The organism is Photobacterium arenosum (assembly GCF_014841115.1).
Lineage (GTDB): Bacteria > Pseudomonadota > Gammaproteobacteria > Enterobacterales > Vibrionaceae > Photobacterium > Photobacterium arenosum.
Genome location: NZ_JACYTP010000019.1, coordinates 50,126 through 65,191 on the forward strand (window position 1 = coordinate 50,126; position 15,066 = coordinate 65,191).

Here is a 15,066-nt window from a genome sequence, read left to right on the forward strand (position 1 = left end):
GTTAATGTTCTCTGTCGTTATCCTGGGTTGGCGGAACGGGGTCGTAGCCACCGTTGTTCAAAGGGTGACATCTTAATAGACGTTTCGCCGTGAACCAACAACCTTTTATTGCCCCATGAGTTTTTAGTGCTTCAATCGCATACTGGGAGCAGGTCGGGGTGAAACGACAACGTGGCCCGATCAGCGGGCTGATTGCCAGTTGGTAAAAGCGGACTAGTCCTACGACTAGCCACGCGAGGGGCGAGACAGGCGATGCCATAGCTTATCAAGCAACTTACACAGATCGGCGTTGCTCATTTCACTGGCACTTTTTTTAGCAATCACCACAAAGTCTTTAGCAGGCAGATCATGTTGCTTGAGACGGAAACGTTCCCGTGCCAGGCGTTTAAACCGATTGCGGCCTACCGCGGTTTTGATTTGTTTTTTAGGGACTGCCAGACCGAGCCGTGGATGGTTCAGGTCGTTGTTGCGGGCCAGAATGGTGAAGTGAGGAGAGCCAGCACTGTGAGCTTGCTGGAAGACATGTTTATAATCTTCGGGAGTTAACAGACGTAACTCCCGAGAAAAAGCGTACTTAGTCAAAATAATCGCAATGATTACTTAGACAGACGCTTGCGGCCTTTGGCGCGACGTGCATTGATTACAGCGCGACCGTTCTTAGTTGCCATGCGAGCACGGAAGCCGTGGCTACGCTTGCGCTTTAGAACTGAAGGTTGAAAAGTGCGTTTCATGGTTTTACCTTAAAATTACTGATCAGTTTTAAGTTTTTGTGTTAACCGGTTGCCCGAAGGACCCCTGGAAGGGCTTCAAAAAACCCATTACGTCCACAAAGAGGCGGAATTGTAATCACTGACCCGCTCGGAGTCAATCTTTACCCCCTGCCTGTGGGTCGGTTTTTATCCTGTTTTTGTCAGGATGCACCCGGGCGCTGAATTATACGTTTTGTTTGGCGGAGTGCAAGGATCCTTACTGGATCCCGACCTGGCGCAGGAACTTTTTCAGACGCGGATCCTGCGGATGGCTGAAGATCGCCTGCGGAGATCCCTGTTCGACAAACTCGCCGTCGGCCATAAAGATCACCCGGTCTGCCACTTCTCGGGCAAACTGCATCTCATGGGTCACCACCAGCATGGTCTGGTTACGTGTTGCCAGCATTTTCATCAGGTTAAGCACTTCGCCGACCCATTCCGGGTCCAGCGCGGAGGTCGGTTCATCAAACAACAGCAGCTCGGCTTCCAGCGCCATGGCCCGGCCGATCCCGACCCGTTGTTGCTGGCCGCCGGACAGCGCTGCCGGGTAGCTGTCACCTTTTTCACCCAGCCCTATGTCATCGAGAATTTGCTGGGCTTTATCGTTGGCGGCCTGCTTATCCCAGCCTTTGACTGTGATCAGACCTTCGGCGATGTTCTGACGTGCCGTCATATGGGCAAACAGGGCATAGTTCTGGAACACGAAGCCGGTTTTGCGCCGAATGGCCAGTATGTCTTTTTTGGTTGCTACCGGGGCTTCAACATGGATGCCGTCTATGGTCATATGGCCAGTGTTGGCGTGTTCGAGAAAATTGATACAGCGCAGCAGGGTGGATTTCCCTGTACCGGACGGGCCGATGATCACCACGATTTCGCCCTGACTGATCGACAGGTCAATCCCTGAGAAAATGGTGTTGTCACCGAAGCGTTTACTGAGGTTATGCAGCTCAATCATCGTACGTATGCCCTGTTAAGTTTTACTTCTGCCCAGTTTTGTATCCGGGTCAGCACCACCACTATCCCCCAGTAAATCAGGGCGACGGCCAGGAAAGCTTCGAAGAATTTGAAACTGGAGGAGGCTTCCATCTGTGCCTTGGCCATGATCTCAGCGACCCCTAAGGTAAATGCCAGCGAGGTGGATTTGATCATGTCAATGAAGTAGTTCATCAGTGACGGCAGGGCGACCCGGGTCGCCTGTGGCAGTATGATGCGGCGCATGGCCTGCATTTCAGTCATACCGATAGACAGGCTGGCTTCGCGCTGGCTGTGGTCGACACCTATGATGGCGGCGCGGATGCTTTCCGCCATGTAGGCGGCAAAGTGCAGGCTGAGTCCTATCACGGCAGCACTGAACGCATCCAGGCCGACCAGCGGAGGAAAGATTTGCGGCAAGCCGTAGTAGAGCAAAAACAGTTGTACCAGCAAAGGTGTGCCGCGAAAGAAGCTGATGTAAACCTGACTGAGCTGATCCAGTACGGGTAACCGGTAGACCCGAACCAAGGCCAGAGTAACGGAGATCACCAGCGCAAAAACCAGTCCCCATACCGCCATGCCCATGGTTGTGCCCAGATATTTGAGCAAAATAGGCATGAGTGACAGCATGTATTCAAAATCGAAGCCCATATGGATGCGTGTTCCGTGGAGTATTGATAACGAAAGTGACAAGACCCACCCTAAAGGTGAGTCTTGATATTACGTATTAGTATAAGGATGGTGACCTGAAATGGCAGGATTAATTACTGTCAATTAGCGGGTAATGTCAGTACCGAACCATTTTTGTGAGATTTCGGTCAGTGTACCGTCTTCACGCATGGCATTCAGCGCTTGGTTGACCTGGTCACGCAGTTGCTGGCCTTTTTCGTTGTTCTGGAAAGGCCATGCATTTTCGATGCGCTCAAAAGTCGCTCCCGCCAGCTGCAGCGGCAAGCCTGCTTTATTGATCAGTTCAACAGAAGACAAACGGTCCATCACGAAGGCGTCAGTACGGCCCAGCGCGACATCGTGTTCAATACCTGTGTCATAGGTTTTGATCGTAATCTCGTCGGCATTATCCAGGCCACGCAGCAGTTGCTCGTAGTTAGAGCCCAGATTCACGCCTACGGTTTTACCGTTCAGATCGTCTGTGCTCTTGATGTTTTCGTTACCTTTACGGACCACCAGTTGCGCGCCGTCAATCACATAAGGGTCGCTGAATACGTATTTGGCTTTACGCTCATCGGTAATAGTGATCTGGTTGGAAATGGTGTCAATACGGCCGGTTTCCAGCAAGCCAAACAGACCGGAGAAGTTCGCGGTGACATATTCCACTTTGTAATCGTTGCGTTTACCGATTTCATTCCACAGATCGACTTCAAAGCCCTGCAGCTGATCTTGTTTCACGAAAGTGAACGGGAAGTAGCGGCCAGACATGCCGACTTTAACGTCAGTAGCAGCAATCGCTGCCTGGCTGACGCTCAGACCAAGTGTAAGCGCGGTTAATGAAGCTTTAACCCAGTTTTTCATCTGTCTGCTCCTGAGATGATGTTGTTTTTGTAGGGTGATTCCTATCATCCTACTTGTCAGTAAGAACAATGCTTAAATAACCAAAAGTTATTTGTAATAACTATAGGGCTATTACCCGGCAAAGCGGAAAACTTTGTGCCGGTAAAAGCGGCTACCGCTTATATAAGACCTGAAATAATAGTGTTTTGACCGGCAAGCTGCTGTTTTTATCCTCAAGATCCTGTTGATTGTGCAAATAACTGTGGGTAAGGCTAGGCTAAACTGTGCTGATCTGGCCTTTGGTTGTGGGATCTGTGTGAATAACTTAGATCTTATTCACTGGATCTGGGATCTCTTTGCTGGAGATCCTAAGCCAGCAGGTATAAAATTGCGTCCCTTTTCGTATTTTCGTTATTCAATGTGGAGTCGAACTTGTCATCTTCGCTTTGGCTGCAGTGCCTTCAACGCCTTCAGGAAGAACTCCCTGCCACGGAATTCAGCATGTGGGTTCGTCCGCTACAGGCCGAGTTAAACGACAACACCTTGACCTTGTTCGCCCCGAACCGATTTGTGTTGGACTGGGTACGGGATAAGTACCTCAATAGTATCAACCGCCTGTTAAATGAATTCTGCGGTGCCGATACCCCAATGCTGCGTTTTGAAGTGGGCAGCAAACCTGTGACTGTGCCGCCGCCCCAGCCCGCTGCTGTGGTGAGCGGGAATAAGATCGATCCGCCGTCACCGACCTGGGAACCCGCACCGTCGCCGGTGCAGCCGGAATCGCAAAAGGGTTACCGCTCCAATGTTAACCCGAAACATAACTTCAACAATTTTGTGGAAGGTAAATCGAACCAGCTCGGGCTGGCCGCCTGTCGCCAGGTGGCGGATAACCCGGGAGCGGCGTACAACCCGCTGTTTCTTTATGGTGGTACCGGCCTGGGTAAAACCCACTTGCTGCATGCTGTGGGTAACGCCATTGCAGATCGCAAACCGAACGCCAAAGTGGTCTACATGCATTCTGAACGTTTTGTTCAGGACATGGTAAAAGCCCTGCAGAACAATGCGATTGAAGAATTTAAACGTTACTACCGCAGCGTCGATGCCCTGCTGATCGATGATATCCAGTTCTTTGCCAATAAAGAGCGCTCGCAGGAAGAATTTTTCCACACCTTCAATGCCCTGCTGGAAGGGAACCAACAGATCATCCTGACCTCAGACCGCTACCCGCGTGAAATCAGCGGGGTGGAAGATCGCCTGAAATCCCGCTTTGGCTGGGGGCTGACAGTGGCCATTGAGCCGCCTGAACTGGAAACCCGGGTGGCTATCCTGATGAAAAAGGCTGAAGACCACAATATTCGCCTGGCCGATGAAGTGGCTTTCTTTATTGCCAAGCGCCTGCGCTCGAACGTGCGTGAGCTGGAAGGGGCACTGAACCGGGTGATTGCCAACGCCAACTTTACCGGCCGGGCGATTACGATTGATTTTGTCCGCGAAGCGCTGCGTGACTTGCTGGCGCTGCAGGAAAAGCTGGTCACTATTGATAACATTCAAAAGACAGTGGCCGAGTACTATAAAATCAAGATGGCTGATATGCTCTCCAAGCGCCGTTCCCGTTCGGTGGCCCGCCCTCGTCAGATGGCGATGGCGCTGGCCAAAGAGCTGACCAACCACAGCCTGCCGGAAATCGGTGATGCGTTTGGCGGCCGCGACCATACCACTGTGCTTCACGCGTGTCGTAAAATCGAACAGCTGCGTGAAGAAAGCCATGATATTAAAGAAGATTACTCTAACCTGATCAGGACATTGTCGTCGTAATATGAAATTTTCCGTTGAACGAGAACATCTCATTAAACCTCTGCAGCAGGTAAACGGTGCACTGGGTGGCCGTCCGGCGCTGCCTATCCTCGGCAACCTGTTACTGCAGGTAGATGCGGGCAAGCTGTCTCTGACGGCTACCGATCTGGAAGTGGAGCTGGTGGCCGGTCTGGCACTGGACGGTGACTGGGAACCGGGGGCGACCACTGTACCTGCCCGCAAATTTCTCGATATCTGCCGCGGACTGCCAGACAGTGCGCAACTTAAGATTGAATTGCAGGGTGACAGGCTGCTGCTGCGCTCTGGCCGTAGTCGTTACTCACTGACGACTTTGCCGGCCAGTGACTTTCCCAATATTGAAGACTGGCAAAGCGATGTGGAACTGCATCTGGCGCAGGGGCAGTTACGCCAGTTGATCGAAAGTACCCAGTTTTCCATGGCCAATCAGGATGTGCGTTACTACCTGAACGGTATGCTGATGGAAACCGATGGCAAGCAGCTGCGCTCGGTGGCGACCGACGGGCACCGTATGGCGGTCTGTACTGTCGATACCGAGACTGATATGCCGGGCAAGCAAATTATCCTGCCGCGTAAAGGGGTGATGGAGTTAATGCGTCTGTTAGACAGCCCGGATGCCGAGGTCGTGCTGCAGATTGGCCAGTCTAACCTGCGGGCTGTGGTCAACAATTTCACCTTCACTTCCAAGCTGGTTGACGGCCGTTTTCCGGACTATCGCCGCGTGTTGCCGCAAAACAGCAGCAAGTTTCTGCAGGCCAGCTGTGAGGAACTGCGCCAGGCCTTTTCCCGTGCCGCCATTTTATCGAATGAGAAATTCCGCGGCGTGCGCGTGAATCTGATCAACAATGAAATGCGGATCACTGCCAACAACCCTGAACAGGAAGAAGCGGAAGAAGTGCTGGATGTCGACTTCCAGGGCGACGAGCTGGAGATTGGCTTTAATGTCAGCTACATCCTGGATGTGCTCAATACCCTGAAATGCGATCAGGTGCGGATTTCGATGACGGACGCGACAGCCAGTACCCTGATTGAAGATGTCGCTGACAGTGATGCGCTGTACGTGGTTATGCCGATCCGGCTGTAACCTATGGCGTTAACGCGATTCATTGTTAAAGATTTTCGTAATCTTGAGGCCTGTGATCTCACCTTCTCGGAGGGTTTCAATTTTCTGGTCGGTGCCAATGGCAGCGGTAAAACCAGTTTGCTGGAAGCCATCTATTTTCTCGGCCATGGCCGCTCCTTTCGCAGCCACCTGACCAGCCGGATTATCCGCCATGGTCAGGATGAACTGGTACTGCATGGCCGGGTGCATGCGGACAGCGCACTGAAAGGTGATCTGGAGCGACCGCTGGGGATCAGAAAGCAGCGGGATGGTACGACTCAGGTTAAAATAGCCGGCCAGACTGGCCAGAAAGTAGCACAGCTGGCGCAGATTCTGCCGCTGCAGCTGATCACCCCGGAAGGCTTTGAGCTGATGGTGGGCGGCCCCAAATTCCGTCGTGCGTTTATCGATTGGGGGGTGTTTCACGTGGAACCACGTTTTTATCAGGCCTGGAGCCGGGTAAAACGGCTGACCAGGCAGCGTAATGCGCTGCTGAAAACCGCGCGCAGCTACCGTGAACTCAGCTACTGGGATCAGGAACTGGCCCAACTGGCGGAAGTGATTGACGGCTGGCGCCGTGATTACATTGATGCCCTGCGAGAGCAGGCAACCGCCTTTTGTGGTGATTTTCTGCCGGAATACGATATTCAGCTCGGCTACTACCGTGGCTGGGAAAAAACGACCCCTTACAGCGAGCTGCTGGCCGCCAACTTTGAGCGCGATATGCAGCTCGGTTATACCGTCAGCGGCCCCAATAAAGCGGATCTGCGGCTCAAGGTGTCGGCTATGCCTGTGGACGATGTCCTGTCCCGCGGCCAGCTTAAATTACTGATGTGTGCGCTGCGATTGGCACAGGGTCAGCAGCTTCGTCAGGCAACAGGCAAGCAGTGTCTTTACCTGATTGACGACTTTGCCTCAGAGCTCGACAGCAGCAAACGCGCCCTGCTGGCAAAGGGATTACACGATACTCAGGCTCAGGTGGTCATCAGTGCCATCAGCGAGGAGCAACTGGGCGATATGAAGACCGAAAAGGGCAAGATGTTTCATGTCGAACAGGGTAAAATAACCGCAAGATAATTAAAGCGAGAGTAACTCAATGTCCAACAATTACGATTCATCAAGTATCAAGGTATTAAAGGGTCTTGATGCGGTACGTAAGCGTCCGGGTATGTACATCGGCGATACGGATGACGGTACAGGTTTGCACCACATGGTTTTTGAGGTCGTCGATAACTCTATCGACGAAGCTCTTGCTGGTCACTGTGAAGATATCGTAGTCACGATTCATGAGGATGGCTCGGTCTCTGTCAGCGATGATGGTCGTGGTATCCCGACAGACATGCACCCGGAAGAAGGGGTGTCCGCCGCTGAAGTTATCATGACAGTCCTGCACGCCGGCGGTAAGTTCGACGATAACTCCTATAAAGTGTCCGGCGGTCTGCATGGGGTAGGTGTGTCGGTCGTGAACGCCCTGTCTGACAAACTGGAACTGACGATTCATCGCCACGGTCATATTCACCAACAGATTTATCACCTGGGTGAACCTCAGGCACCGCTGGGTGTGGTGGGCGACTCGGATCGTACCGGTACCCGAATCCGCTTCTGGCCAAGTGATACAATCTTCACCGATACCACTTTCCATTATGAGATTCTGGCAAAGCGTCTGCGCGAATTGTCTTTCCTGAACTCAGGTGTCTCTATCAAGTTGAGCGATGAGCGTGACGGCAAGCAAGACCACTTTATGTATGAAGGTGGTATCCGTGCGTTCGTTGAGCACCTTAACCGTAATAAAACGCCTATCCACCCGAAAGCCTTCCACTTTGCGTTTGAACGTGAAGACGGCATTTCTGTTGAAGTGGCGATGCAGTGGAACGACAGCTTCCAGGAAAATATTTACTGCTTCACCAACAACATCCCGCAACGCGATGGTGGTAGCCACCTTGCCGGTTTCCGTGGTGCGTTGACCCGTACCCTGAACAATTTCATGGATGCCGAGGGCTACACCAAGAAAGCCAAAGTGGCGACTTCTGGGGACGATGCCCGTGAAGGTCTGACCGCTGTGGTGTCGGTGAAAGTGCCGGATCCTAAATTCTCCAGCCAGACCAAAGATAAGCTGGTTTCAAGCGAAGTGAAACCTGCTGTTGAATCGGCCATGGGTGAGAAGCTGAGCGAGTACCTGCTGGAAAACCCGGCTGACGCCAAGATTGTCTGCGGCAAGATTATTGACGCCTCCCGTGCCCGTGAAGCGGCGCGTCGTGCCCGTGAAATGACCCGCCGTAAAGGCGCACTCGATTTAGCCGGCCTGCCGGGCAAATTGGCCGACTGCCAGGAAAAAGACCCGGCACTGTCTGAACTCTACATAGTGGAGGGTGACTCGGCCGGTGGTTCCGCCAAGCAAGGCCGAAACCGTAAAAATCAGGCGATTCTGCCGCTGAAAGGTAAGATCCTGAACGTAGAAAAAGCCCGTTTCGACAAAATGCTGTCGTCACAGGAAGTTGCCACGCTGATCACGGCCATGGGCTGCGGTATCGGCCGCGACGAGTACAACCCGGACAAACTGCGTTACCACAGCATTATCATCATGACAGATGCCGACGTCGATGGTTCGCACATCCGTACGCTGCTGCTGACTTTCTTCTACCGTCAGATGCCTGAGCTGATTGAACGTGGTCACATCTACATTGCCCAGCCGCCACTGTACAAAGTGAAGAAAGGCAAACAAGAGCAGTACATTAAAGATGATGAAGACATGAACCAGTTCCAGGTAGCCCTGGCGCTGGAAAATGCTTCTTTGTTCACCAGCGACAGTGCACCGGCCATTTCGGGTCTGGCACTGGAAACCTTGGTGAAGCAATACAATGGCGCGGTGAAACTGATCGAGCGGATGAGCCGTCGTTACCCGACATTGCTGCTCAATGAGCTGACTTACCAGCCGCGTCTGGGTGAAGACAAACTGGCGGATCAGTCGCAGGTGGAAGCCTGGGTCAAAGGGGTGGTTGACGCCCTGAACAGCAAGCAAACCGGTGAAAGCCACTACGGTTATGAAGTGTTCCAGGACCCGGAACATAACGCCTGGCTGCCTAAGATTGTTGTGCGTACCCACGGTGTCGACTACCAGTATCCGCTGAGCTACGATCTGCTGCACTCGAAAGAGTACGCTAAGCTGGCTGACTTGTCTGAAGCACTGTGCGATCTGCTGGAAGAGACAGCCTATGTCCAGCGCGGAGAGCGTAAGCAGCCGGTTGACAGCTTTAAGACAGCGCTGGAGTGGCTGATTAAAGACTCGACCCGTGGTCTGAGCCGTCAGCGTTACAAAGGACTGGGTGAGATGAACCCGGATCAGCTGTGGGAAACCACCATGGATCCGAATTCGCGTCGCATGATGCAGGTCACTATCAATGATGCAGTCGCAGCTGATGAGCTGTTCACTACTCTGATGGGCGATCACGTCGAACCGCGTCGCCAGTTCATTGAAGAGAATGCCCTGAATGCGAACCTGGACGTGTAACCAGTCCGCCGTCAGTTGCTGATAATAACCGTGTACTGAATAAGAACGCCGCTCATCACTGAGCGGCGTTTTTTTATGCTGGTTATCCCCTTAATCAGGCCGTGCGCAGTTCACGGCGCAGAATTTTACCGACAGTGGATTTGGGTAATTCCTGATGAACTGAAATATGTTTGGGCACCTTGTAGCCCGTCAGGTGTTCGCGGCAGAAGGCGATGATGTCGGCTTGGTCTAACCGGGCGGAAGTGGTGATGTGCGCGTGCACCGCTTCGCCGGTTTTCTCATCCGTTTCACCCACCACAGCCGCTTCGACAATGTGTTCATGGCGACACAGCACTTCTTCAATCTCGTTTGGGTACACATTAAAGCCGGACACTATGATCATGTCTTTGAGTCTATCGACTATCTTGATGTAACCATCTGGCGCAATGAAACCCAGGTCGCCGGTTTTGACGAAACCGTCTACCAGCACCTTGGCGGTTTCATCCGGACGCTGCCAGTAACCCTGCATAACCTGCGGGCCTTTGATCACCAGTTCGCCCACTTCGCCCTGAGGCAGCGGCCGGTTATTCTCGTCCCAGACTTCAACCACAGTGTTAATCAGCGGCACTCCGACACTGTTGATTTGTTCGCAGTCGAAGTTGTTGAGTGTCGATACCGGCGAGGTTTCTGTCAGCCCCCAGCCCTCGGTGATGGTGCAGCCAGTGATGGATTGCCACAGCTCGAACGCTTTGCCTGTCAGGGCTGCGCCGCCGGAAAAGGTAATTTTCAGGGAGCTGAAATCCAGTTTTCTGAATTCCGGGTGCTGGCATAAGCCGACAAACAGGGTGTTGATACCGGCAAAACCGGTAAAGCGCTGGCTTTGCAGGGTGTTGATGAAGCCTTCTATGTCCCTTGGGTTCGGGATCAGCACGTTTTGCGCGCCCAGATAGAATAGTCCCATCATGTTCACCGTAAAGGCATAGATGTGGTAGAGCGGCAGCGGACAGATAAAACTTTCCTCGCCCGGGGTCCCTTTTTGCAGAATGCGGTGACTCATCTGCGCGGCATTGGCCAGAATGTTGCCATGGCTCAGGCAAGCCCCTTTAGCCACCCCGGTTGTGCCCCCTGTGTATTGCAGCACGGCAATGTCATCCGTGCCGGCCGTATTCGGGCGCAGGGCAGCTTGTTCTTTGCCGCTGGCGATTGCTGTGTTAAAGGCAATGTACTGATGACCTGCCTCGGCACTGTTTGTCAGCAGATCTGTTGCTGCGGTCACCAGGACGTTTTCCACCGGAACCTGCTTGCGGATGGCTTCATACTTGGGTAACAAATCTTCGAGAATAATCAGTGCTTTCACACCGGCATCACTGAACTGGTGCTGCATTTCCCTGGGCGTGTAGAGCGGGTTGGTATTAACCACTACCAGTCCGGCGCGGATCGCGGCATAGGCGGCAATCGGATACTGAATAATGTTAGGCAGCTGAATGGCAATGCGATCACCGGCCTGCAGCCCGCTCTGGTGCTGCAGCCACTGCGCCAGATGCCGCGAGCGCTGCTCAATATCGCTGTAGGTCAGGGTCTGCCCCAGACAGTTAAAGGCCGGGTTATCTGTATAGCGGGCAAAACCGTCTTCCAGAAAATCCGCCAGGTTGGTAAAGCTGTTCAGGTATTGGTATGCATCCATGATGTGCTCTCTTCTTGTTCCGTTCAGGGGGTGCCTCCGCGTCTTGACGGAGGCTTATTGTTATAGGGTGGGTGGTTCAGATTTTGGCCAGTGCCCGTTCCACGATGGATTTGGCATCGATGTCTGCCGGCAGAGTGCCGAACTGGAAATAATGATCGGATAAGCGCGCCTGGGTGAAGGCCTCGGCAATGTGAGGTTCGCCATAGCTGAACAGAGTCGCGGCCTGCCAGATCAGGGCCAGCTGCTCCATCATTTGCCGGGCACGGAGCTCAATGTTTTCCGTGCTGGCAAATTCGGCTTTCAGTTGTGCCAGCTTGCGGTCGAACAGCGGGTGCTTACCTTGTGCCTGGTCAAATTCGGCAAACAGGGCGCTGAAGGTATCGGGTTCACGCTGCAGCACGCGCAGCAGGTCGAGGCACTGCACATTGCCTGAGCCTTCCCAGATCGAATTGACCGGCGCTTCGCGATACAGCCGGCTGGCAATGTTCTCTTCGACGTAGCCTACACCGCCAATACACTCCATGGCCTCGGCGGTATGCTGAATCGCCCGCTTGCAGATCCAGTATTTACCGATGGCCGTTGCACTGCGGATCAGGGCTGCTTGTGTGTTGTCCTTGCTGTTATCCAGCGCATGAGCAATGCGCATGGTGATCGCCAGTGCCGCTTCTGCTTCCAGTGCCAGATCAGCCAGCACATTGATCATCAATGGCTGGTCATGAAGATTGCGGCCGAAGACGCTGCGGCCTGAGGTATGCCAGATCGCTTCTTTGGCGGCCTGAGCCATCAGTGCGCTGGACCCTATCATGCAGTCGAAGCGGGTGAGGGCGACCATGTCTATGATGGTACGGATACCGCGGCCTTCCTCGCCAAGCAGCCAACCGTGCGCGCCGCGAAACTCGATTTCAGAGCTGGCATTGGATTTATTGCCCAGCTTGTTTTTCAAGCGTTGAATTTGCATCGGGTTCTTACTGCCGTCTTCGCGCCAGCGTGGCACCAGAAAGCAGGACAGTGTCTCGCCGGTTTTGGCCAGGACAAGAAATGCATCGCACATAGGTGCGGAGCAGAACCATTTGTGACCGACCAGGCTGTAGAGTTTACCCGGCCCGGCGTCAGCGACCGGGGTTGCCCGTGTGCTGTTCGCCCGGACATCCGAGCCGCCCTGTTTTTCTGTCATCGCCATGCCTATGGTGACCCCGGCTTTGTCGAAATAGGGCTTGTTAGTGCCGTCATACACAGTGGCTGTGATTTTCGGCAGCCAGAGTGCTGCAACGTCAGGCTGGTGCTGCAGGGCTGGCACACAGGCAAAGGTCATGGTCAGCGGGCAGCCGGAGCCGGGATCGGCCTGGTTGTGCATAAAGGCCAGTGCCGCCCGGGCAACGTGGGCACCGGCTTTGGGCTGTGTCCACGGCAGGCTGGTATGGCCGTTTTCGATCGCGTGCGCCATGAGCTGGTGGTAAGCCGGATGGTAATCGACCTGATCAACCCGGTACCCGAAGCGGTTATGGGGCTGAAATTCCGGTAAATGTTTATTGGCCAGAAAACCGGCTTCCTGCAATTCATGGCCAATATGATGACCAAAACTCGACAATCGGCTGTTTGCCCAGTCCCCGGAAAACCGGGCTACCCAATATTTCAATATGCTGTCAGAGTCATATGTATTGTAGTGTTCTAAGGGTTTTGGCTGGTTCACTACTGTGTGAGTATCCTGGCTGGTGGTCGGGTTGAAAGGTTCCATATTCGGCTCTCCTTGGTTAGAAGGGGTCAGAGTGTCCTGTTGATCTGCTATGGGTTTGGCGAGCATGGCATTCGACATTCCCCGTCAATGCTATTAACATCGCCTTAACATGGACTTTATACGAGCAGCCATGTTTGGCTATGTCTGTTCACGCCAATTTATTGTTGATCTGCGCAATCGGCAGCTGTGATGACATTTCTGGGAGGCAAACCGCATTAGAGCGGGGCAGTATTGATGGAAGGCTATTACTCGACCCTGAGCAGTTGGATGATCCCCATCGCGAAAGCGATGCAACATTACGGACTGGATATGGAGCAGGCCCTGCACGAGTGCGGTCTCGACATCCGTGAACTGCAGAACCAGGAAGTGCGGGTCTCAATCCGTAAATTGTCGGCACTGATAGATTATTGTAATCGTTTTTTACCCGAGCAGGATTTTACTGTTCAGATTGCACGGTATTTTCATCCCGGTGTGTTTCATATTCTGGGCTACGCTATGATGTCGGCGGATACGCTGGAGGAGGCGCTGTTGCAGCTTGTCGCCTACAACAGTGTGGTCTGTGACATCAGTAATCTTCAATTAATCGAGAACCCGGATACTCTGGTACTGGATGTCGCTTTGGTGGCCAGGAATGAAGAACAGTCTGTGCTGATGCGGCGCCAGGAGCTGGAAGCTTTTATGGCGATGGTGGTCAGTTTTTCGCGTGATGTGGTTGATGCCGATTTGAAACCGGCTTATGTCACGTTCCAGTTTTCTCCGCCGGCAGATCAAGGGCACTACCTGACCGCATTCTTCCAGTGCCCGGTCAGCTTTGGTCAGGCGCGTAATTTGCTGGCGTTTGACAGTGGTGCCGCCAGGCAGCCATTGCTCAGTGGCAACCCGGCGATAAGGACAGGCCATGAAAAGATCCTCAACGAATTTCTGGCTCGTATCGATCGCCATGATCTGGTGCACCAGGTGAAGTGCAAAATTCTTGAACGGCTCTCACTGGGCGCACCGAGCCAAACCCAAGTGGCTGCTGCGTTAGGGATGAGTGTGCGTAATTTGCAGCGTAAACTCAGCGAGCTTGGCACCAGCTATACGCAGATACTGGAACACAGCCGCAAAACCTTGGCGCTTAACTATATGCGTCGGCAGGATTTCTCCTTAAGTGAAATCGGCTATCTGGTGGGCTTTGCCAGCGATGCCAATTTTCACCGCGCGTTCAAGCGCTGGACAGGGCAGGCACCGGGCGAATACCGTCGTCAGTTGCTGGCCTGACACCTTGTCATCTTCCTTGTCCTTGTCTAGGGGCGAGCTGTCGTTGTGAACCGGCCCCGACAATTTTTTTTCAATTCTCCCTTGAAGCCAATTTAGATGCCCTTATATCTATTGGTGAAGCAGGAGGTGCCAGACACTGGGCCTTCACAGGTTTGTCCACGAGGAAAACCCGCTTCATGACTGACTTTCGTAATAGTATTGCTTCATAGAAGGATAGTGATTATGCGTACCTTAGATTTTACTCCTCTGTACCGTTCTGCCATTGGTTTCGACCGTCTGTTCAACCAGATGGAGCAAAACCTCAATAACAGCAATGGCGGATATCCTCCATACAACATAGAGCAGCAGGATGAAAACCACTACCGTATTACCATGGCGGTGGCCGGTTTTTCTGAAGCCCAGATGGACATCAGTCAGCATCAAAACCGCCTGATTGTGACGGGTAAACGTGCTGATGCCGACAACAACCAGGAACAGCGTCATTATCTGTATCAGGGCATTGCTGAGCGCGATTTCGAGCGCAAGTTCCAGTTAGCGGATCACGTAAAAGTGGTGGGTGCCTCGATGGAAAACGGTTTGCTGCACATCGAACTGGAACGGGAAGTCCCAGAAGAAGAGAAACCGCGTCGCATTGCGATTAACGGACAACGTCTGTTGGGGCAAGAAGACTCGGTGGTGAGTCATTCCGCTGAATAAGGCTTGTGAAAGTATTGTATGGAAGGTCAGCCTGTGGGC

14 protein-coding genes are annotated in these 15,066 nt (G+C 53.2%); 6 read left to right on the plus strand and 8 right to left on the minus strand.

Annotated elements, in window-relative coordinates; genetic code table 11:
* Nucleotide 1: 1 nt before the first annotated feature.
* From yidD to IFO68_RS20575, 6 genes are all read right to left on the minus strand, one after another.
* A complete protein-coding gene (gene yidD, locus IFO68_RS20550; protein WP_081669217.1) occupies nucleotides 2-259 on the minus strand; it encodes a membrane protein insertion efficiency factor YidD in 258 nt (85 codons plus the stop codon).
* The gene (gene rnpA, locus IFO68_RS20555) at nucleotides 226-582 is read right to left on the minus strand and encodes a ribonuclease P protein component (protein WP_027251744.1); all 357 of its coding nucleotides are present in this window, start codon (nucleotides 580-582) and stop codon (nucleotides 226-228) included. Before rnpA ends, yidD begins: the two co-directional genes overlap by 34 nt.
* Before the next feature lie 14 nt (nucleotides 583-596).
* Nucleotides 597-731 (minus strand): 50S ribosomal protein L34, encoded by a 135-nt coding sequence (gene rpmH, locus IFO68_RS20560; protein WP_075762025.1) that lies wholly within the window; start codon nucleotides 729-731, stop codon nucleotides 597-599.
* A gap of 235 nt (nucleotides 732-966) precedes the next feature.
* A complete protein-coding gene (locus IFO68_RS20565) occupies nucleotides 967-1,704 on the minus strand; it encodes an amino acid ABC transporter ATP-binding protein (RefSeq protein ID WP_192017647.1) in 738 nt (245 codons plus the stop codon).
* Nucleotides 1,701-2,372: an amino acid ABC transporter permease gene (locus IFO68_RS20570; protein ID WP_192017648.1), complete on the minus strand. Its 672-nt coding sequence runs from the start codon at nucleotides 2,370-2,372 to the stop codon at nucleotides 1,701-1,703. Before IFO68_RS20570 ends, IFO68_RS20565 begins: the two co-directional genes overlap by 4 nt.
* A 123-nt stretch (nucleotides 2,373-2,495) precedes the next feature.
* Nucleotides 2,496-3,251: an amino acid ABC transporter substrate-binding protein gene (locus IFO68_RS20575; protein WP_192017649.1), complete on the minus strand. Its 756-nt coding sequence runs from the start codon at nucleotides 3,249-3,251 to the stop codon at nucleotides 2,496-2,498.
* A gap of 411 nt (nucleotides 3,252-3,662) precedes the next feature.
* Between IFO68_RS20575 and dnaA the strand changes: the two genes are divergently transcribed.
* From dnaA to gyrB, 4 genes are read left to right on the plus strand one after another with little or no spacing between them, the layout of a single operon-like run.
* Nucleotides 3,663-5,045: a chromosomal replication initiator protein DnaA gene (gene dnaA / locus IFO68_RS20580; RefSeq protein ID WP_192017650.1), complete on the plus strand. Its 1,383-nt coding sequence runs from the start codon at nucleotides 3,663-3,665 to the stop codon at nucleotides 5,043-5,045.
* A gap of 1 nt (nucleotide 5,046) precedes the next feature.
* Nucleotides 5,047-6,147: a DNA polymerase III subunit beta gene (dnaN, locus tag IFO68_RS20585; protein WP_192017651.1), complete on the plus strand. Its 1,101-nt coding sequence runs from the start codon at nucleotides 5,047-5,049 to the stop codon at nucleotides 6,145-6,147.
* A gap of 3 nt (nucleotides 6,148-6,150) precedes the next feature.
* Nucleotides 6,151-7,242: a DNA replication/repair protein RecF gene (recF, locus tag IFO68_RS20590; RefSeq protein WP_192017652.1), complete on the plus strand. Its 1,092-nt coding sequence runs from the start codon at nucleotides 6,151-6,153 to the stop codon at nucleotides 7,240-7,242.
* Between the two features lie 19 nt (nucleotides 7,243-7,261).
* The gene (gyrB, locus tag IFO68_RS20595) at nucleotides 7,262-9,673 is read left to right on the plus strand and encodes a DNA topoisomerase (ATP-hydrolyzing) subunit B (RefSeq protein ID WP_192017653.1); all 2,412 of its coding nucleotides are present in this window, start codon (nucleotides 7,262-7,264) and stop codon (nucleotides 9,671-9,673) included.
* Between the two features lie 94 nt (nucleotides 9,674-9,767).
* Here gyrB and IFO68_RS20600 read toward each other — a convergent pair whose 3' ends face one another.
* The gene (locus IFO68_RS20600) at nucleotides 9,768-11,336 is read right to left on the minus strand and encodes an AMP-binding protein (protein WP_192017654.1); all 1,569 of its coding nucleotides are present in this window, start codon (nucleotides 11,334-11,336) and stop codon (nucleotides 9,768-9,770) included.
* 76 nt (nucleotides 11,337-11,412) lie between these two features.
* Nucleotides 11,413-13,071, minus strand: coding sequence for an acyl-CoA dehydrogenase family protein (locus IFO68_RS20605; protein WP_192017655.1), 1,659 nt, complete (start codon nucleotides 13,069-13,071; stop codon nucleotides 11,413-11,415).
* Nucleotides 13,072-13,305: 234 nt separating this feature from the next.
* Between IFO68_RS20605 and IFO68_RS20610 the strand changes: the two genes are divergently transcribed.
* Together IFO68_RS20610 and ibpA are read left to right on the plus strand one after the other, a co-directional pair.
* Nucleotides 13,306-14,331 carry an AraC family transcriptional regulator gene (locus IFO68_RS20610; protein ID WP_192017656.1) on the plus strand — a complete coding sequence of 342 codons (1,026 nt, stop codon included), beginning with the start codon at nucleotides 13,306-13,308 and terminating at the stop codon, nucleotides 14,329-14,331.
* Between the two features lie 222 nt (nucleotides 14,332-14,553).
* Nucleotides 14,554-15,027, plus strand: coding sequence for a small heat shock chaperone IbpA (gene ibpA, locus IFO68_RS20615; protein WP_192017657.1), 474 nt, complete (start codon nucleotides 14,554-14,556; stop codon nucleotides 15,025-15,027).
* Nucleotides 15,028-15,066 lie beyond the last annotated feature (39 nt).

Coding starts and splice junctions, on each gene's coding strand:
- IFO68_RS20570 (WP_192017648.1), bottom strand. CDS start 2,372: ATGGGCTTCGATTTTGAATACATGCTGTCACTCATGCCTATTTTGCTC.
- rpmH (WP_075762025.1), bottom strand. CDS start 731: ATGAAACGCACTTTTCAACCTTCAGTTCTAAAGCGCAAGCGTAGCCAC.
- IFO68_RS20575 (WP_192017649.1), bottom strand. CDS start 3,251: ATGAAAAACTGGGTTAAAGCTTCATTAACCGCGCTTACACTTGGTCTG.
- IFO68_RS20610 (WP_192017656.1), top strand. CDS start 13,306: ATGGAAGGCTATTACTCGACCCTGAGCAGTTGGATGATCCCCATCGCG.
- recF (WP_192017652.1), top strand. CDS start 6,151: ATGGCGTTAACGCGATTCATTGTTAAAGATTTTCGTAATCTTGAGGCC.
- dnaN (WP_192017651.1), top strand. CDS start 5,047: ATGAAATTTTCCGTTGAACGAGAACATCTCATTAAACCTCTGCAGCAG.
- yidD (WP_081669217.1), bottom strand. CDS start 259: ATGGCATCGCCTGTCTCGCCCCTCGCGTGGCTAGTCGTAGGACTAGTC.
- IFO68_RS20600 (WP_192017654.1), bottom strand. CDS start 11,336: ATGGATGCATACCAATACCTGAACAGCTTTACCAACCTGGCGGATTTT.
- IFO68_RS20605 (WP_192017655.1), bottom strand. CDS start 13,071: ATGGAACCTTTCAACCCGACCACCAGCCAGGATACTCACACAGTAGTG.
- ibpA (WP_192017657.1), top strand. CDS start 14,554: ATGCGTACCTTAGATTTTACTCCTCTGTACCGTTCTGCCATTGGTTTC.
- gyrB (WP_192017653.1), top strand. CDS start 7,262: ATGTCCAACAATTACGATTCATCAAGTATCAAGGTATTAAAGGGTCTT.
- IFO68_RS20565 (WP_192017647.1), bottom strand. CDS start 1,704: ATGATTGAGCTGCATAACCTCAGTAAACGCTTCGGTGACAACACCATT.